This is a genomic window from Shewanella sp. SM68 (assembly GCF_025653925.1).
Classification (GTDB): Bacteria; Pseudomonadota; Gammaproteobacteria; order Enterobacterales; family Shewanellaceae; genus Shewanella; species Shewanella oncorhynchi.
The window spans coordinates 266,420-281,332 of record NZ_JAKKRU010000003.1; the positions used below are offsets into that span (position 1 = coordinate 266,420).

Annotated in this window: 12 protein-coding genes; 4 read left to right on the plus strand and 8 right to left on the minus strand. The window is 45.7% G+C overall.

Annotation, left to right across the window (positions count from 1 at the left end):
* Positions 1-65 precede the first annotated feature (65 nt).
* The 4 genes from clpX (at position 66) to L5M40_RS06740 (ending at position 6,459) form a co-directional block, all read left to right on the plus strand.
* Positions 66-1,346 carry an ATP-dependent protease ATP-binding subunit ClpX gene (clpX, locus tag L5M40_RS06725; RefSeq protein ID WP_028760467.1) on the plus strand — a complete coding sequence of 427 codons (1,281 nt, stop codon included), beginning with the start codon at positions 66-68 and terminating at the stop codon, positions 1,344-1,346.
* A gap of 132 nt (positions 1,347-1,478) precedes the next feature.
* Complete coding sequence (gene lon, locus L5M40_RS06730) at positions 1,479-3,836, plus strand: endopeptidase La (protein ID WP_263175960.1); 2,358 nt, start codon at positions 1,479-1,481, stop codon at positions 3,834-3,836.
* A 259-nt stretch (positions 3,837-4,095) separates the two neighbouring features.
* Entirely contained in the window at positions 4,096-4,368 is a 273-nt protein-coding gene (hupB, locus tag L5M40_RS06735) for a nucleoid-associated protein HU-beta (protein ID WP_006081127.1), read from the plus strand.
* A 225-nt stretch (positions 4,369-4,593) separates the two neighbouring features.
* Positions 4,594-6,459, plus strand: coding sequence for a SurA N-terminal domain-containing protein (locus L5M40_RS06740; RefSeq protein WP_263256438.1), 1,866 nt, complete (start codon positions 4,594-4,596; stop codon positions 6,457-6,459).
* 190 nt (positions 6,460-6,649) lie between these two features.
* Here the strand turns inward: L5M40_RS06740 and L5M40_RS06745 are convergent, their stop codons facing one another.
* The 8 genes from L5M40_RS06745 to pspF form a co-directional block, all read right to left on the minus strand.
* Positions 6,650-6,862: a molybdopterin-binding protein gene (locus L5M40_RS06745; RefSeq protein ID WP_006085368.1), complete on the minus strand. Its 213-nt coding sequence runs from the start codon at positions 6,860-6,862 to the stop codon at positions 6,650-6,652.
* A 138-nt stretch (positions 6,863-7,000) separates the two neighbouring features.
* Complete coding sequence (gene fabV / locus L5M40_RS06750) at positions 7,001-8,203, minus strand: enoyl-ACP reductase FabV (RefSeq protein WP_263256439.1); 1,203 nt, start codon at positions 8,201-8,203, stop codon at positions 7,001-7,003.
* 105 nt (positions 8,204-8,308) lie between these two features.
* The gene (locus L5M40_RS06755) at positions 8,309-9,094 is read right to left on the minus strand and encodes an ATP-binding cassette domain-containing protein (RefSeq protein ID WP_105252932.1); all 786 of its coding nucleotides are present in this window, start codon (positions 9,092-9,094) and stop codon (positions 8,309-8,311) included.
* Complete coding sequence (locus L5M40_RS06760) at positions 9,075-10,082, minus strand: oligopeptide/dipeptide ABC transporter ATP-binding protein (protein WP_113938851.1); 1,008 nt, start codon at positions 10,080-10,082, stop codon at positions 9,075-9,077. The genes L5M40_RS06755 and L5M40_RS06760 overlap by 20 nt, the downstream gene beginning before the upstream one ends.
* A gap of 3 nt (positions 10,083-10,085) precedes the next feature.
* Complete coding sequence (locus L5M40_RS06765; protein ID WP_105252931.1) at positions 10,086-10,976, minus strand: ABC transporter permease subunit; 891 nt, start codon at positions 10,974-10,976, stop codon at positions 10,086-10,088.
* On the minus strand, positions 10,963-11,994 hold the full coding sequence (locus L5M40_RS06770) for an ABC transporter permease (RefSeq protein ID WP_263256440.1): 1,032 nt from the start codon (positions 11,992-11,994) through the stop codon (positions 10,963-10,965). The genes L5M40_RS06765 and L5M40_RS06770 overlap by 14 nt, the downstream gene beginning before the upstream one ends.
* Positions 11,994-13,619, minus strand: a complete 1,626-nt coding sequence (locus tag L5M40_RS06775) for an ABC transporter substrate-binding protein (protein ID WP_263256441.1) — start codon at positions 13,617-13,619, stop codon at positions 11,994-11,996. Before L5M40_RS06775 ends, L5M40_RS06770 begins: the two co-directional genes overlap by 1 nt.
* 69 nt (positions 13,620-13,688) lie before the next feature.
* Complete coding sequence (pspF, locus tag L5M40_RS06780; protein WP_263175957.1) at positions 13,689-14,780, minus strand: phage shock protein operon transcriptional activator; 1,092 nt, start codon at positions 14,778-14,780, stop codon at positions 13,689-13,691.
* Positions 14,781-14,913: the final 133 nt, after the last annotated feature.

A 14,913-nucleotide genomic window follows, 5' to 3' on the forward strand; every position in this document is an offset into this window, starting at 1 on the left:
TATGCTTTGTAAAAGTTAAGCAAATTTAAGACAGGCAGTAGAGCAGACTGCAAATGAGGTAATTAATGGGCGACAACAAAAATAATGGTGACAGCGGTAAATTGCTGTACTGCTCTTTTTGCGGAAAGAGCCAGCATGAAGTCAGAAAACTCATTGCTGGCCCATCAGTGTATGTATGCGACGAATGTGTTGAGTTATGTAACGACATCATTCGTGAAGAGATTAAAGAAATCTCTCCAAAGCGTGATAGCGATAAATTACCGACACCACATGAGTTGCGTGCACATTTAGACGATTATGTTATTGGCCAAGACAGAGCGAAAAAAGTGCTTTCTGTGGCAGTGTATAACCACTATAAGCGTTTAAAAAATGCATCGCCTAAAGATGGTATCGAGCTGGGCAAGAGTAATATTTTGCTTATCGGTCCAACGGGTAGCGGTAAAACCCTACTGGCTGAAACCCTTGCGCGCTCACTCAATGTGCCTTTCACTATGGCAGATGCTACTACGCTGACTGAAGCGGGTTATGTGGGTGAAGACGTTGAAAACATCATTCAAAAGTTGCTGCAAAAGTGCGACTACGATGTTGAGAAGGCGCAGCGTGGTATCGTTTATATCGATGAAATCGATAAAATTAGCCGTAAGTCAGACAATCCATCAATCACCCGTGACGTATCGGGTGAGGGTGTACAGCAAGCGCTGCTTAAGCTGATTGAAGGTACTGTTGCCGCGGTTCCACCACAAGGTGGCCGTAAGCATCCACAGCAAGAATTCTTACAAGTCGATACTTCTAAGATCCTGTTTATCTGTGGTGGTGCGTTTGCAGGGCTTGAGAAAGTGATTGAGCAACGTGCGCACGTTGGCTCGGGTATTGGTTTTGGTGCACAGGTGAAAGGCGAGAAAGAGAAGGCGACGATCTCTGAAACCTTATCACAAGTAGAACCTGGCGATTTAGTCAAATACGGTTTAATCCCTGAGTTTATCGGTCGTCTACCAGTGGTTGCGACTCTGACTGAGCTGGATGAAGAAGCTTTAGTACAAATTCTATCTCAACCTAAAAATGCCCTAACTAAGCAATACAGTGCGTTATTTGAGATGGAAGGGGTTGAGCTTGAGTTCCGCGAAGATGCGCTTAAAGCGATTGCTCACAAAGCCATGTCTCGCAAGACAGGTGCCCGTGGCCTACGCTCCATCGTTGAAAGTATTCTGCTGGATACTATGTACGATATCCCATCCGTTGACGGTGTGGTGAAGGCCGTTGTGGATGAATCAGTCGTGAAAGGGGAATCTGCCCCAATCTTGATTTACGAGCACAATGAGGCCCAAGTGGCATCAGGCGAACAATAATTGTACTGATCGCTAATAAACTGAAAAACAAGGAGTCCAATGGACTCCTTTTTTCGTATTAGCCATTGAAACTCCATAAAGCGTCCCAATATACTCCAGTATTAATCCATTTCACCAAAACGGAATCGAACTATGACCCAAGAGCGTGAAGCGCATATCGAACTCCCCGTGCTGCCACTGCGAGATGTGGTGGTCTATCCCCATATGGTAATTCCGTTATTTGTCGGACGAGAAAAATCTATTCGATGTCTCGAAACGGCAATGGCGCAGGATAAGCAAATTATTTTAGTGGCGCAGCGTGATGCCGAGCTCGATGAACCATCAAAAGATGACATCTTCGAAGTGGGTACGGTTGCCTCTATTTTACAGTTACTTAAGCTGCCAGACGGTACAGTCAAAGTGCTGGTTGAAGGCGGTCGTCGCGCCCGTATTACCCGTTATACCCAAGAAACAGAATTTTTTGTGGCTAAGGCTAAGTATCTGGAATCAGAACCGCTGGAAGACAAAGAAGAAGAAGTGTTAGTGCGCAGTGCAATTGGTCAGTTTGAAGGTTATATCAAGCTGAACAAAAAGATACCGCCAGAAGTCTTGACCTCTTTATCGGGTATCGATGAAGCGGCGCGTCTGGCCGATACTATGGCCGCACACATGCCACTTAAGCTTGAAGATAAGCAATCTGTGCTTGAGATGGTCAACGTCGGCGAACGTCTGGAATATCTAATGGCGATGATGGAATCGGAGATCGACCTATTACAGGTTGAGAAACGTATCCGGACTCGCGTTAAAAAACAGATGGAAAAGAGTCAGCGTGAGTACTATCTGAACGAACAGATGAAAGCCATCCAGAAAGAACTGGGTGACCTAGATGAAGGCCATGACGAATTTGAAGCCTTAAATCGTAAGATTGAAGAGGCTAACATGCCCGCTGAGGCGAAAGAGAAAGCCCTCGCCGAACTTAACAAGTTACGCATGATGTCACCAATGTCGGCTGAAGCGACGGTTGTTCGCAGTTATGTCGATTGGATGACGGCTGTGCCTTGGAGCCAACGCTCTAAAATCAAACGTGATTTAGCCAAAGCCCAAGAAGTACTCGACACCGATCATTTTGGTCTTGAAAAAGTCAAAGAACGTATCTTGGAATATTTGGCAGTCCAAAGCCGAGTGCGTCAGCTTAAAGGGCCAATCCTGTGTTTAGTGGGGCCACCAGGTGTGGGTAAAACCTCGCTAGGTCAATCGATCGCTAAGGCGACCGGTCGTAAGTATGTGCGTGTTGCCCTCGGTGGCGTGCGTGATGAAGCGGAAATCCGTGGTCACCGCCGTACTTACATTGGGTCTATGCCGGGTAAAGTCATTCAAAAGATGGCTAAAGTCGGCGTGAAAAACCCGTTATTCTTGCTCGATGAAATCGACAAGATGAGTTCTGATATGCGCGGAGATCCGGCTTCTGCTTTATTAGAAGTGTTAGATCCTGAGCAAAATGCGACCTTTAACGATCATTACCTCGAAGTCGATTACGACCTATCCGATGTGATGTTTGTTGCAACGTCAAACTCCATGGATATTCCTGGGCCACTACTTGACCGTATGGAAGTCATTCGTTTATCGGGTTACACCGAAGACGAGAAGCTGAATATTGCTAAGCAACATTTGCTGAATAAGCAAATCGAGCGCAATGGTTTAAAAGCCACTGAAATTAAAGTCGATGATAGTGCTATCGTTGGCATTATCCGTTATTACACCCGTGAAGCGGGTGTGCGTTCACTCGAGCGTGAATTGTCTAAGATTTGCCGTAAAGTCGTGAAAATGATTTTGCTCGATAAGTCGGTCAAGTCTGTGACTGTTAACCAAGAGAATCTCAAGTCTTTCCTTGGCGTGCAGCGCTTTGATTACGGCAAAGCCGAGTCTAAGAACCAAATCGGTCAAGTGACTGGCTTAGCTTGGACTCAAGTGGGCGGTGACTTACTGACGATTGAAGCAACCTCAGTACCAGGTAAAGGGAAGTTAACCTATACTGGTTCTCTTGGTGACGTGATGCAAGAGTCGATTCAAGCAGCGATGACAGTTGTTCGCGCCCGTGCGGAACAATTAGGTATCAATGCGGATTTCTACGAGAAGCGTGATATCCACGTGCATGTGCCAGAAGGTGCGACACCCAAAGATGGTCCATCTGCTGGTGCGGCTATGTGTACCGCGTTAGTATCCAGCTTAACGGGTAACCCAGTGCGTGCCGATGTGGCCATGACTGGTGAAATAACCTTACGTGGTGAAGTGTTACCTATCGGTGGTTTGAAAGAAAAACTGCTAGCAGCTCACCGCGGCGGCATAAAATTGGTGCTTATTCCAAAAGAAAATGAGCGCGATTTGGAAGAAATTCCTGCCAATGTGATTGCCGATTTAGAAATTCGTCCCGTGCGTTGGGTCGATGAAGTGTTAAAACTGGCCCTAGAAAGACCAGTTGAAGGCTTCGAAGTGGTTAAAAACTTGGCATAACGCAAGAAATTGCGCTATCACGTTAAAAAAAATGAAAAAAGGGGCTTAACAAAGCGCAGACCTGTGGTAGCCTAGGTCTGTGGAGAGCCAGCTGCTCCAAGCCCTTGGCGCAACTGGCTTTGAGCTGTATCCAGTTTTAATTCTTTGGTTTTCGAACTCAGCTTGAACTTTGAATTCAAGCTTGTTATAAAAGCCTCCGCAGACCGCTCTAGAGACGGATTTGGTTGCGGCGCAAAAAAATTACATTCAAGGGGATGACATGAACAAATCTGAACTAATCGAGAAAATCGCATCTGGTGCTGACATTTCTAAAGCCGCTGCTGGCCGAGCACTGGATTCTTTTATCGCTGCTGTGACCGAAGGTCTGAAAGAAGGTGATAAAATTTCTCTTGTTGGTTTTGGTACTTTTGAAGTGCGTGAACGCGCTGAGCGTACTGGTCGCAACCCACAAACGGGTGAAGAAATCAAAATCGCAGCAGCTAAAATTCCTGCATTCAAAGCTGGTAAAGCACTGAAAGACGCTGTTAATTAATCATTAATATCGTAGCCTTTGTAAGGCGTTCGTAATGACAAGCACTGTTTATCAGTGCTTTTTACGAATTGAAAGTAATGGAATATGAAGCTTAATTTCTACCATTACTCGGGGTTTTAGAATTTACCAGTGGTAGCGTCTGAATATTCCCCATAAATTACAGAAAGGCGCATCTCAACCTGATGCGCCTTTTTATTTTGTTAATCGCAACAAGCGAGAAATCTGATGTTAGAAAAGATCCGCGATGGTTCGCAAGGCGTGATTGCTAAAGGCATTCTCGTACTTGTGATTTTATCTTTTGCATTTGCAGGAGTCAGTAGTTACTTAGGTTCAACAACTGATGTGCCTGCGGCAGAAGTGAACGGTGACAAGATCACTAAAGCCGAGCTAGAGCAGGCGTACCAGAGCGAGCGCTCTCGCATGGAGCAACAGCTAGGTGAAATGTTTGCTGCGTTATCTGCTGACGAAAAATACTTACAAAGCATTAAGCAGAGCGTATTAGAACGCTTAGTGGCTGACAAGTTGATAGATCAAGCTGCTAAGGCTATGGGTCTACGTGTATCTGACGAGCAAATTGTTGCTGCAATGAGAGCTGAACCAGCATTTCAAACTGATGGCAAATTTGATAACGATCGTTATCAGGCGATTCTGCGTCAGTTAGGTTATCAGCCACAGACTTTCAGAGACATGATGCGTGTCGATATGACCCGTCGTCAGTTAACTGCAGCCCTTGTGGGTACTGAATTTGTGTTACCTGGCGAAGCTAAGCAATTGGCTGAGTTACAAGGCCAAACCCGTGATGTGCGCTATGTTATTGTCGATTCTGCACCATTCTTAGCGACAGCGGTTGTGACTGACGAGCAAGTGAAAAACTATTATGACGCAAACCAAGGGCAGTTTATGAGCCCTGAGATGGTGAGCTTAGAATATGTTGAACTGAATGCTGCTGATTTTGCAAAAAATAATCCAGTTTCTGATGAAGAAGCACAAACGTATTACGAAGAGCATAAAGCACAATATGTTTCTAACGAGAAGCGTCTTGCCGCGCATATTTTGGTTATGCCAGGTAACGATGAAGCGGCAGCAAAAGCCAAGGCTGAAGATCTCGCTAAGCAATTAGATAGCGGTGCCGATTTTGCTGATCTGGCTAAAGCTAACTCTGATGATACTTTGAGTGCAGAGCAGGGCGGTAAACTGGATTGGTTTGAACCTGGTGTAATGGACCCCGCATTTGATGCCGCTTTATTTGCATTAAATAAAGGCCAACATTCTGCGGTGGTTAAAACAGACTTTGGTTTCCACATTATCAAACTATTAGATGTGCAATCTGGCGCGACTGTACCGTTTGCTGATGTGAAAGCTAAGATAGTGGCTCAATTGCAAGATAAGAAAGCGGTTGACCAGTTCTATAGCTTACAAAGTAAATTAGCGGATACCAGCTATGAAGTGCCAGATACACTATCTGAAACCTCAAAAGCTGTTGGCGTTGATGTTAAGACTACAGCACTGTTTTCTCGCGATAACGCACCTGCTGAGCTAAACAAGCCTGACTTAGTTAAAGCAGCCTTCTCTGAAACTGTGATGCTGAAAGGTTTAAACAGTGAAGTGATTGAGCTTGAACCTAACCATGTGGTTGTTATCCGAGTGAAAGAACATCACGATGCGGGTACTTTGGCCTTAGCTGAAGTGAAAGCCAACATCACTGAGCGCTTGAAGCAAGATCAAGCAAACGAAGCCGCCCGTGCAAAAGCACAGGAACTGATGGCACAAGTTAAAGCGGGTGCAACTGATCTTGGTTTAGTGTCTAAAGCGAAACTAGGCCGTGGCGCGCAAGATGTTGATGCTGCGATTGTAGGCAAAGCGTTCCAAATGCCAACACCAAGTACAACTCCTGTTGTCGATACCGTTGGTTTAGCAAACGGTTATGCTGTGGTTGCACTGGATAAAGTCAACGCTGCAGAAGGCGTGAGTGATGAGCTAGTTAATGCACTTAAACAACGTCTGAACGCACAATACAGTGAAGCAGACTACCGTGGCTTGATCGATTCGCTTAAAGCCAATGCCAAGGTGCTTTACCCTGTAGAAGAATAATTTCAGTGAGGATAGTGAATTAAATTTGCTATCCGACTGATTAAATAGAAAAGGCCAAGTGAGTTCACTTGGCCTTTTTGTTTTTTAATTCGATAAAGTTTACCAATGAAGTTCGAAGGATATCCGCTATAGCAACACTGTCAGACTCCATATTCCATTACTTCAATCGCCACGTTACTGAATTGAATGGTTAATCATCAACGCCAATCATTACGCTGCTGGCTTTGATGAGGGCATAAGCCGAATCACCCACTTTGAGCCCTAGGCGCTCACAGGAAGCTTTAGTCACCACAGAGGTCAGTACGACACCGGGTGCAAGTTCTATTGTCACTTCATTGTTTACAGCGCCCATTTCTATGGATTTGATTGTACCGCTGAGGGTGTTTCTTGCGCTAATTTTCATTGATTTTCCTTATTGAGGGATTATTAGGGGTCAACTGCAGCTAGTGTAGCGCATCTTAATCTGGGAGTTATAAATAAAAACGCCACTAAAAAGTGGCGTTTAACGTTTGTGATAAGCAGTGATTCGCTATCGAGTTGATTAGAGTTCGATAACGTCAAATTCAACGTATGGGTTAACGTCGGCATCGTAATCAATGTCTTCGATACCAAAACCAAATAACTTAATAAATTCAGCTTTGTATTCACGGTAATCAGCCAATTCTGATAAGTTTTCTGTGGTCACTTGTGGCCACAAATTACGGCAGTGTTGCTGAATATCTTCACGCAGTTCCCAGTCATCTAAACGTAAGCGATTATCACTGTCGGTCTCAGGTTTTGCACCATCGGCACGGAATAGGCGCTCACTGAATAAGCGATAGATTTGCTCCATACAACCTTCATGGAGACCTTCCTGACGCATTTTCTTGAATACCATAGCGATATATAAAGGCATGACAGGAATGGCCGAACTCGCTTGAGTCACAACGCTCTTTAGCACTGCAACATTTGCGCTGCCGCCAGTGGCTGACAGTTGTTCATTTAACGCTTTTGCTGCGCGGTCCAGATCCATCTTGGCCTTGCCAAGGGCGCCGTGCCAGTAAATTGGCCACGTCAGTTCTGTACCTATATAGCTATAGGCTACGGTTTTGCAGTTATCGGCTAATACACCGGCTTCAGATAAGGCTTTGATCCACAGTTCCCAATCTTCGCCGCCCATAACGGTTACAGTATCAGCAATTTCTTGCTCAGTTGCTGGCTCAACGGTGGCTTCAATGATGCAGTCTTTATTGGTATCAACGGCAGTTGCTGTGTAAGTTTCTCCAATAGGTTTTAAAGCTGATCGGATAAGCTCACCTGAATCAGGGAGTTTGCGCACTGGTGATGCCAGTGAGTAAACAACCATGTCAATTTCACCAAGATCTTGCTTGATAAGCTCGATGACTTTTTGTTTAGCTTCATGGCTAAAGGCATCGCCGTTAATGCTTTTAGAATATAAACCTTCCGCTTTAGCAAATTTGTCGAAAGCGGCAGAGTTGTACCAACCTGCAGTACCTGGTTTCGCTTCAGTACCTGGCTTTTCGAAGAACACGCCAATCGTTGCGGCATCGCTACCAAAAGCGGCTGCGATACGTGAAGACAGACCATAACCACTTGATGAACCGACTACTAATACCTTTTTCGGGCCGTTAGCGATCTTGCCTTTTGCTTTAGTTAAGGTGATTTGTTCTTGAACGTTTACTTCACAACCGACAGGATGTGTAGTGGTACAAATGAATCCACGAATTTTTGGTTTGATAATCATATTTAAGCTTCTTCTATCAAAATGACCAATAGGATAAATATTTCGGCGGGTAAATGGCACCTATTTTTAGCCAATTCACCTGATTATTTAAGTGGTTGGAGCAGTTTAGCGTTTGTGAACAAACAGACTCTGCTCTTGGACCAACCTCTGGGTGTATTCATGTTTTGGTGAGTTAAATATTTGTTCTGTATCAGCTTTTTCAACCATTACACCTTTGTGCAGTACCATGATTTTATCGCTGACATGGCGAATAATATTGAGATTATGGGACACGAAGATATAAGACAAGCCGAGATCTTTTTGCAGTTTTAACAGCAAATTAAGAATTTGCGAACGCACCGAAAGGTCCAATGCGGTTAAGGCTTCATCGGCAATGATAATTTTAGGATTGAGCATTAAGGCTCGTGCTACTGCGACTCGTTGTTTTTGCCCTTCGGAAATCATGTGCGGATAAAACTCCGCATGCTCGGGTAATAAACCTACTTTTCGTAAGGTATCGACCACTTGGGTGTGTCGCGATTGCGCTGACATTTGGGTGTTGAAACGCAGCGGCTCATCGAGTAATTGACCAATCGTTAGGCGCGGGTTCAGTGAAGTATTCGGATCTTGGAAAATCATCCGAATTAAGCGGCATCTTTGCTTCACATTGCGGCTGTCTAAGGCTTCACCTTCGAAAAATATTTCACCACCGCTGCGGGGCTCTGCACCGACTAAAATGCGGGCGAGGGTACTTTTACCTGAACCCGCCTCACCCACTATCGCTAAGGTTTCACCGCGTTCGAGTTCAAAGGATACGGGCGCTAATGCATCGTTATATTGGCGGGAAAAGCCCTTATAACCAGTATCATATCTTTTATAAAGGTCATTAACTTTAAGCAGTGGGGTCGTCATTATGGGTTTCGCCGTGATAAGGGAAATGACAGGCAAAATAGCGGTCTTTGATATGACTCAAATTTGGCTGATTAACGCATTTTTTTTGTGCTTCAGGGCAGCGTGGCCCTAAACGACAACCAATTGGCAAATGCTGTAAGGCGGGCGCAGAACCCGGTAGGGTAGGCATAATCGCCTTGTGACCACCTGAGCCTGAATAGTCGGGCATATTTTCGAGTAACGCCTTAGTGTAAGGATGATAAGGCTGCTTAATCACTTCGTCCGTCGGCCCAGATTCCATGACTTGACCGCAATAGAGTACGGATAAGTGATCGCACCATTGGGCTAAGGTTTCCAGCTCGTGGCTGATCAATAGAATCGATACGTTTTGTAATTGATTTAATTGGGATAATAATCTGAAAATTTGCGCCTGAGTGCTGAGCTCCATCGAGCTTGTGGGTTCGTCTGCAATCAAGAGGCGAGGCTGGTTAGCAACCGCCATCGCAATCATCACCTTTTGGCATTCGCCTTCGGATAATTCCCATGCGTAGCTAGACATCACCTGCCGCGGATTCTTGATCCCGACTTTATGCAGCCATTTCTGTGCTGTAAGCCGTGCATGCCTGCGCCGTTGCCAAAAATAGGCGTTGGGATTTTTAGGCATAGCTTGCATTAACTGACTGCCGACGGTTTGTGCTGGATCTAAGCTGCCAGACGGATCTTGGAAGATCATCGCCATGTCTGACCCCATCAGGTTACGGCGCTCTTTTGAGCTCATGGCCATCAAGTTATTGCCATCCCACATCATGCGGTCTGCAGTAATAGTCCAGTTGGGTCCGGGGATGCCTAAAATCGCTCTGGCTAACAAACTTCGTCCTGAGCCAGATTCACCTACTAGCCCATGAATTTCGCCCGCATTGAGCGTTAAGCTGACTTTTTCTAGCGCCCGCACTCTACCGTGGGGCGTATCGAGTTCAATCGTTAGATTTCGTACGTCGAGTAAGGGCATAAGTTAGTTTCTGATGGGCGCAAGCGCCGACCGTAGGCCATCGCCAACCAAGTTAATGGAAAGCACACTGAAAAGAATCGCTAAGCCTGGGATAGTTACGGCCCAAGGCGCGGTTAGTAAATTATCCATCCCTTGGGCAACCATAGCACCCCATTCTGGACTCGGCGCCTGTGCGCCCAAGCTTAAAAAACCTAGGGCAGCGATATCTAAAATAGCAGCTGAAATGGCAAGTGTGGTTTGAATTATCACCACTTCCCACACGTTTGGCATAATGACATACCAAAAAATTTGCATCGAGTTCGCGCCATCTAAACGCGCGGCTGTGACATATTCTTTTTGTAATTCTTCATGCACTGACTGGTGTATGGAGCGCACAAATTGTGGGGTTAAGGCTATCCCGACGGCCCAGAACACATTTTCAAGCCCTGGTCCCATTACAGCAACTACTAAAATGGCCATTAATAATGAAGGAATTGATAACAGCGCATCGAGCAAATGACCAAGAATACTGGATTTTAAGCCCCGCATCATGCCCGACAACGACCCTATGATAAAGCCTGTGAATAATGCAGTAACGACGATCAGCAGCGCCATGCCAAAGGTCAAGTGCGCGCCGTGTAATAATCGGCTGAAAATATCGCGGCCGAGATCGTCAGTCCCTAAAAAGTGCGCCACTGTCCCTGAAGGGTCCCAAGAGGGTGGCAATAGCAAGGCTCTTGGATCTTGTGCCTCTGGCGGAAAGGGCGCAATCATAGGGCCAAACAGGGTTAGCAAGAGCAGAAATGCAATCGTCCATAGACCCGCTAAGGCGAAAGGATTAGCCGAAAAGTTAATCCAAACCCGCATAGTCGGAGAGGCAATTTGATCTTCTTGATAAATTTTAACTGGTGGCATAAAGGTCTTTTCTGCTCAGTGGATTAAAGGCTGTGTGCAGCACTTCAATCAAGATACTTAGGAAGATAATCAATAGGGCCACGGCCAAAATCCCACCTTGGATAACAGTATAGTCCCGTTGGTAAATCCCTGAAACTAGCCAAGATCCTACACCAGGCCAAGAGAAAATCATTTCAACCACTATGGCATAACTGGCAAATGAGCCAAGCATTAGCCCTAAATGTTTAAGTACGGGAATTAACGCATTGGGCAGGGCGTGGCGCAGTATAATCGTGCCAGCATGCATGCCTCTGGCTTCGGCGGCGCGGATAAAGGTTTGATTCATCACATTCACCATTGCCGAACGGGTGCTACGAACCACTACAGTAAAAGGTAACACGGCCAGTGTTGTGGCAGGCAAAATGATATGCAGCAGGGCATCTTTAAATGCCGACATGCCGTATTCAGACTCTGACAACAAGGTATCCACTAGCATAAAGCCAGTGACGGGCTTGATTTCATAGAGCAAATTGATTTGTCCCGAAATTGGTAACCAACCAAGATCGACGCCAAACCAAAGCGAAAGATACAGACCTAACCAGAATACGGGTACAGAGTAGCCCGTTAGGGTAATCGCCATAATGGTATTTTGGGTGAGCTTATGTTGACTCTGGGAGGCGAGCACGCCTAAGGGCACGCCCAAGCAAATTGCGATAATGCCCGCCATCACAGCAAGTTCGAAGGAGGCGGGCAGGACGGCACTGAGTTCTTCGGCGACTTCTTGATGTGACGTGACTGAAATCCCTAAATTACCGCTAAGCCTTTGTTGTAGGTAAGCGATAAATTGCCACGCTTGGTTTTTATCTAATTTGTAGTCTTGTTCTATTTGAACCAGTTGGGTCGCCGTCGGTGTATGTATGCCAGTGAGTGCATAGGTGCGCTCAACTGGAAACAAGCCTGTAGCGTAAAATAAGACACCCACCATGACTAACGAAGTAGCAAGAAATAAATTGAGGCGACGCAGTAGGTATGTAAACATTAATTCGCCTCCTGTGGTGCTTGGCTAGTATGGGTGAAGGAAATCCCACCAAAAGGCGTAAGCTGCATATCCTTGATATCACTGCGAGTTAACGCTACACGTTTGGCATGGGCCAGACTCAGCATAGGTACTTGTTCAGCTAAAAAGGCTTCTGCTTGTTGATAAATCACTTTACGTTCCGCTTGATCTGATACTTCCCTTGCGCTGTTTAAGATGGCATCAAACTCAGGGTTACACCAGCGAGAACGATTGTTGTTTGATTGCATTGCTGCGCAGCTCAGCAGCGGATTAAAAAAGTTATCGGGATCGCTGTTATCAGCATTCCAGCCAATCAGCACAGAATCATAGTCGTCGCGGCTCAGTCTCTGATTAAATACGCTCCAATCGTAACTGACGATATTCACTTTTACGCCGATGTTTGCTAAATCGGATTGAATTAATTCGGCCGTTTTCAACGAATTGGGGTTATAAGCGCGGGCAACCGGTATGGCCCAAATATTGATGCTGAGATTTTTTATACCAGCTTCTTTTAATAGGTCGCGTGCTTTTTGCGGATTGTAATCGACAAGTCCTTTGTTATTTTCGTAGGCCCATGATGCTGGCGGCAGAACGCCGGTGGCTTCAATGGCAGTATTTTGATAAACCGCTCGCAGGATATTTTGTTTATCAACAGCATAGGCCAGTGCACGACGTACGCGAACATCATCTAACGGTGGCTTTTGCGTATTAAAGGCCCAAAATGCCACGTTAAGACCTGGTTGTGATTCGATGTTTAATTCTTGATGCTGTTTGATAACAGGTAGTTCACCTGCTTTGGGCAGCGCAGAAACGCTGCAATCCCCGGCGATAAGCTTAGCGAGCCTAACTGTACTTTTGGGCGTGATATCAAATACCAGCATATCGATTTTTGCTGGCTCTCCCCAAAAATCGGGATTACGGCGATAGCGGATATATTCGTTTTTAGCGTATTGCACTAAGGTGAACGGTCCTGTACCAATGGCAAAGTGGTCGACGTTTTCAGGATGACCTAAAGCTAACTGCTGCTGCGCGTATTCGTTTGATAAGATCACCGCAAAGTCGGTGGCTAAATTCGACAGAAAAGAAGCGTCTTTGCGGGTTAAGTAAAAGACCACTTCATGATCGTTTATCTTCTCTATCCCTTTAACTTGCTGAGAAAAGCCAATACTTTGGAAGAAGGGATAACCCGTGCGGGAGACAAAATGATAAGGATGCTGGGTATCGATAATACGATTAAAGGAGAACAACACATCGTCGGCATTAAAGGGGCGAGTTGGGTAAAAACGCTTCGAATGCTGGAACTGAACGTTTTCCCTGAGAGTGAAACGATAGCTTAAGCCATCATCAGACATGGTCCAACTCGTCGCCAAGGCAGGGACAAGCTTGCCTGACTGGGTGTCATAATCCACTAGGCGACTATAAATTTGATGCGAGGTGGCATCGATTGTTGTGCCAGATGTCACCAATTGTGGATTAAAAGACTCAGGGTTCCCTTCGGAGCAATACACCAAACCAGAAGGGAGTCGTTGGGGGCCACACGCGACCAACAACCAACTCATGCAAGAAACTGCAGTTGTTAGGCACAGGCGTCTAATTAGCACACTCATTTATAAATCATTATTTTATCGACTATGAACGGCTATTTTAGCAGTGCATCTCCCCCGTGGGCAATCTGCTTATGCTTTATCAAGTAAATTGTACTTTTTAAGGATGCCACGCAGTTGGTGGTAGCTTAATCCGAGCATGTCGGCGGTTTTCTTTTGGTTATATTGGCTGTTTGAGAGTGCCTGCTGGATCAGATCCATTTCGTACTTCTCAGTTTGCTCTTTAAAATCCAGCGGAAAATTAAAGCAATTCGTTGAATACTCAGTATTGACTTGCACTTCAGCCTCAAATGTCGGCGCAGATTGTGGCGTACTGGCAATAGTTGTTGGCGCGACTGAGGTGATTTGACGTTCGCGGGTCTTGATCCGCGTTTTAGGCCGATACGGTGAAGCAAAGGGATCGAGGGTAATATGATCGATGGGCCTATTTTCACCGCCATTACGGTAAACGCTGCGCTCTACAACGTTTTTAAGTTCACGGATATTACCCGGCCAGTCGTGGGTCATTAATTGCTCGACCGCATGGGCGCTGAAACCGCTGAACAGCTGCAGCTTTAATTGGCGCGCCATGCCAACGGCGAAATATTCCGCCAGCGTCATTATGTCTTCTGGGCGGCAACGCAGTGGGGGCAGAGTGATTACATCGAAGGCGAGTCTATCGAGCAAGTCGGCACGAAATTCGCCTGCGTCAGCAAGTGATGGTAAATCTTCGTTGGCGGCGCAGATTAACCGAACATCAGCCTGCACGGTTTTACTGCCGCCGACCCGCTCAAATTCGCCATATTCAATAACGCGTAGGAGCTTTTCTTGGATAAGTCCTGAAGTGTTGGCTAATTCGTCGAGGAATAAGGTGCCCCCGTCGGCGCGCTCAAAGCGGCCTTCGTGTTTGCCTTTGGCGCCAGTAAAGGCTCCTGACTCATGGCCAAATAATTCACTCTCGAGTAAATTTTCACTCAAAGATGAACAGTTTAGCTTAATAAAACTTTGATCCCAGCGCTTAGACAGATAATGTAAGCGTTCGGCAATAAGCTCTTTACCTGTACCACGTTCACCAATAATCAGTACGGGTTTAGACAGAGGCGCTATTTGCGACACATGTTCTAACACTTCGAGTAGGGCGTTGGATTGACCGATAAGGTTGTCTTGCTGAAATTTATTATCCACGATATTTTTTAGTCTTTCGCGCTAAAATTTGGTGAAAATGATAATAAGTGGCTTGAAGCGTAAAAGGAAGTAAAAGTTAATATTTTGTTTAACTTGCTGTATTTAAATAAGAAGTTAAAGTTGGCACGGTTAG

Coding starts and splice junctions, on each gene's coding strand:
- clpX (WP_028760467.1), top strand. CDS start 66: ATGGGCGACAACAAAAATAATGGTGACAGCGGTAAATTGCTGTACTGC.
- lon (WP_263175960.1), top strand. CDS start 1,479: ATGACCCAAGAGCGTGAAGCGCATATCGAACTCCCCGTGCTGCCACTG.
- hupB (WP_006081127.1), top strand. CDS start 4,096: ATGAACAAATCTGAACTAATCGAGAAAATCGCATCTGGTGCTGACATT.
- L5M40_RS06740 (WP_263256438.1), top strand. CDS start 4,594: ATGTTAGAAAAGATCCGCGATGGTTCGCAAGGCGTGATTGCTAAAGGC.
- L5M40_RS06745 (WP_006085368.1), bottom strand. CDS start 6,862: ATGAAAATTAGCGCAAGAAACACCCTCAGCGGTACAATCAAATCCATA.
- fabV (WP_263256439.1), bottom strand. CDS start 8,203: ATGATTATCAAACCAAAAATTCGTGGATTCATTTGTACCACTACACAT.
- L5M40_RS06755 (WP_105252932.1), bottom strand. CDS start 9,094: ATGACGACCCCACTGCTTAAAGTTAATGACCTTTATAAAAGATATGAT.
- L5M40_RS06760 (WP_113938851.1), bottom strand. CDS start 10,082: ATGCCCTTACTCGACGTACGAAATCTAACGATTGAACTCGATACGCCC.
- L5M40_RS06765 (WP_105252931.1), bottom strand. CDS start 10,976: ATGCCACCAGTTAAAATTTATCAAGAAGATCAAATTGCCTCTCCGACT.
- L5M40_RS06770 (WP_263256440.1), bottom strand. CDS start 11,994: ATGTTTACATACCTACTGCGTCGCCTCAATTTATTTCTTGCTACTTCG.
- L5M40_RS06775 (WP_263256441.1), bottom strand. CDS start 13,619: ATGAGTGTGCTAATTAGACGCCTGTGCCTAACAACTGCAGTTTCTTGC.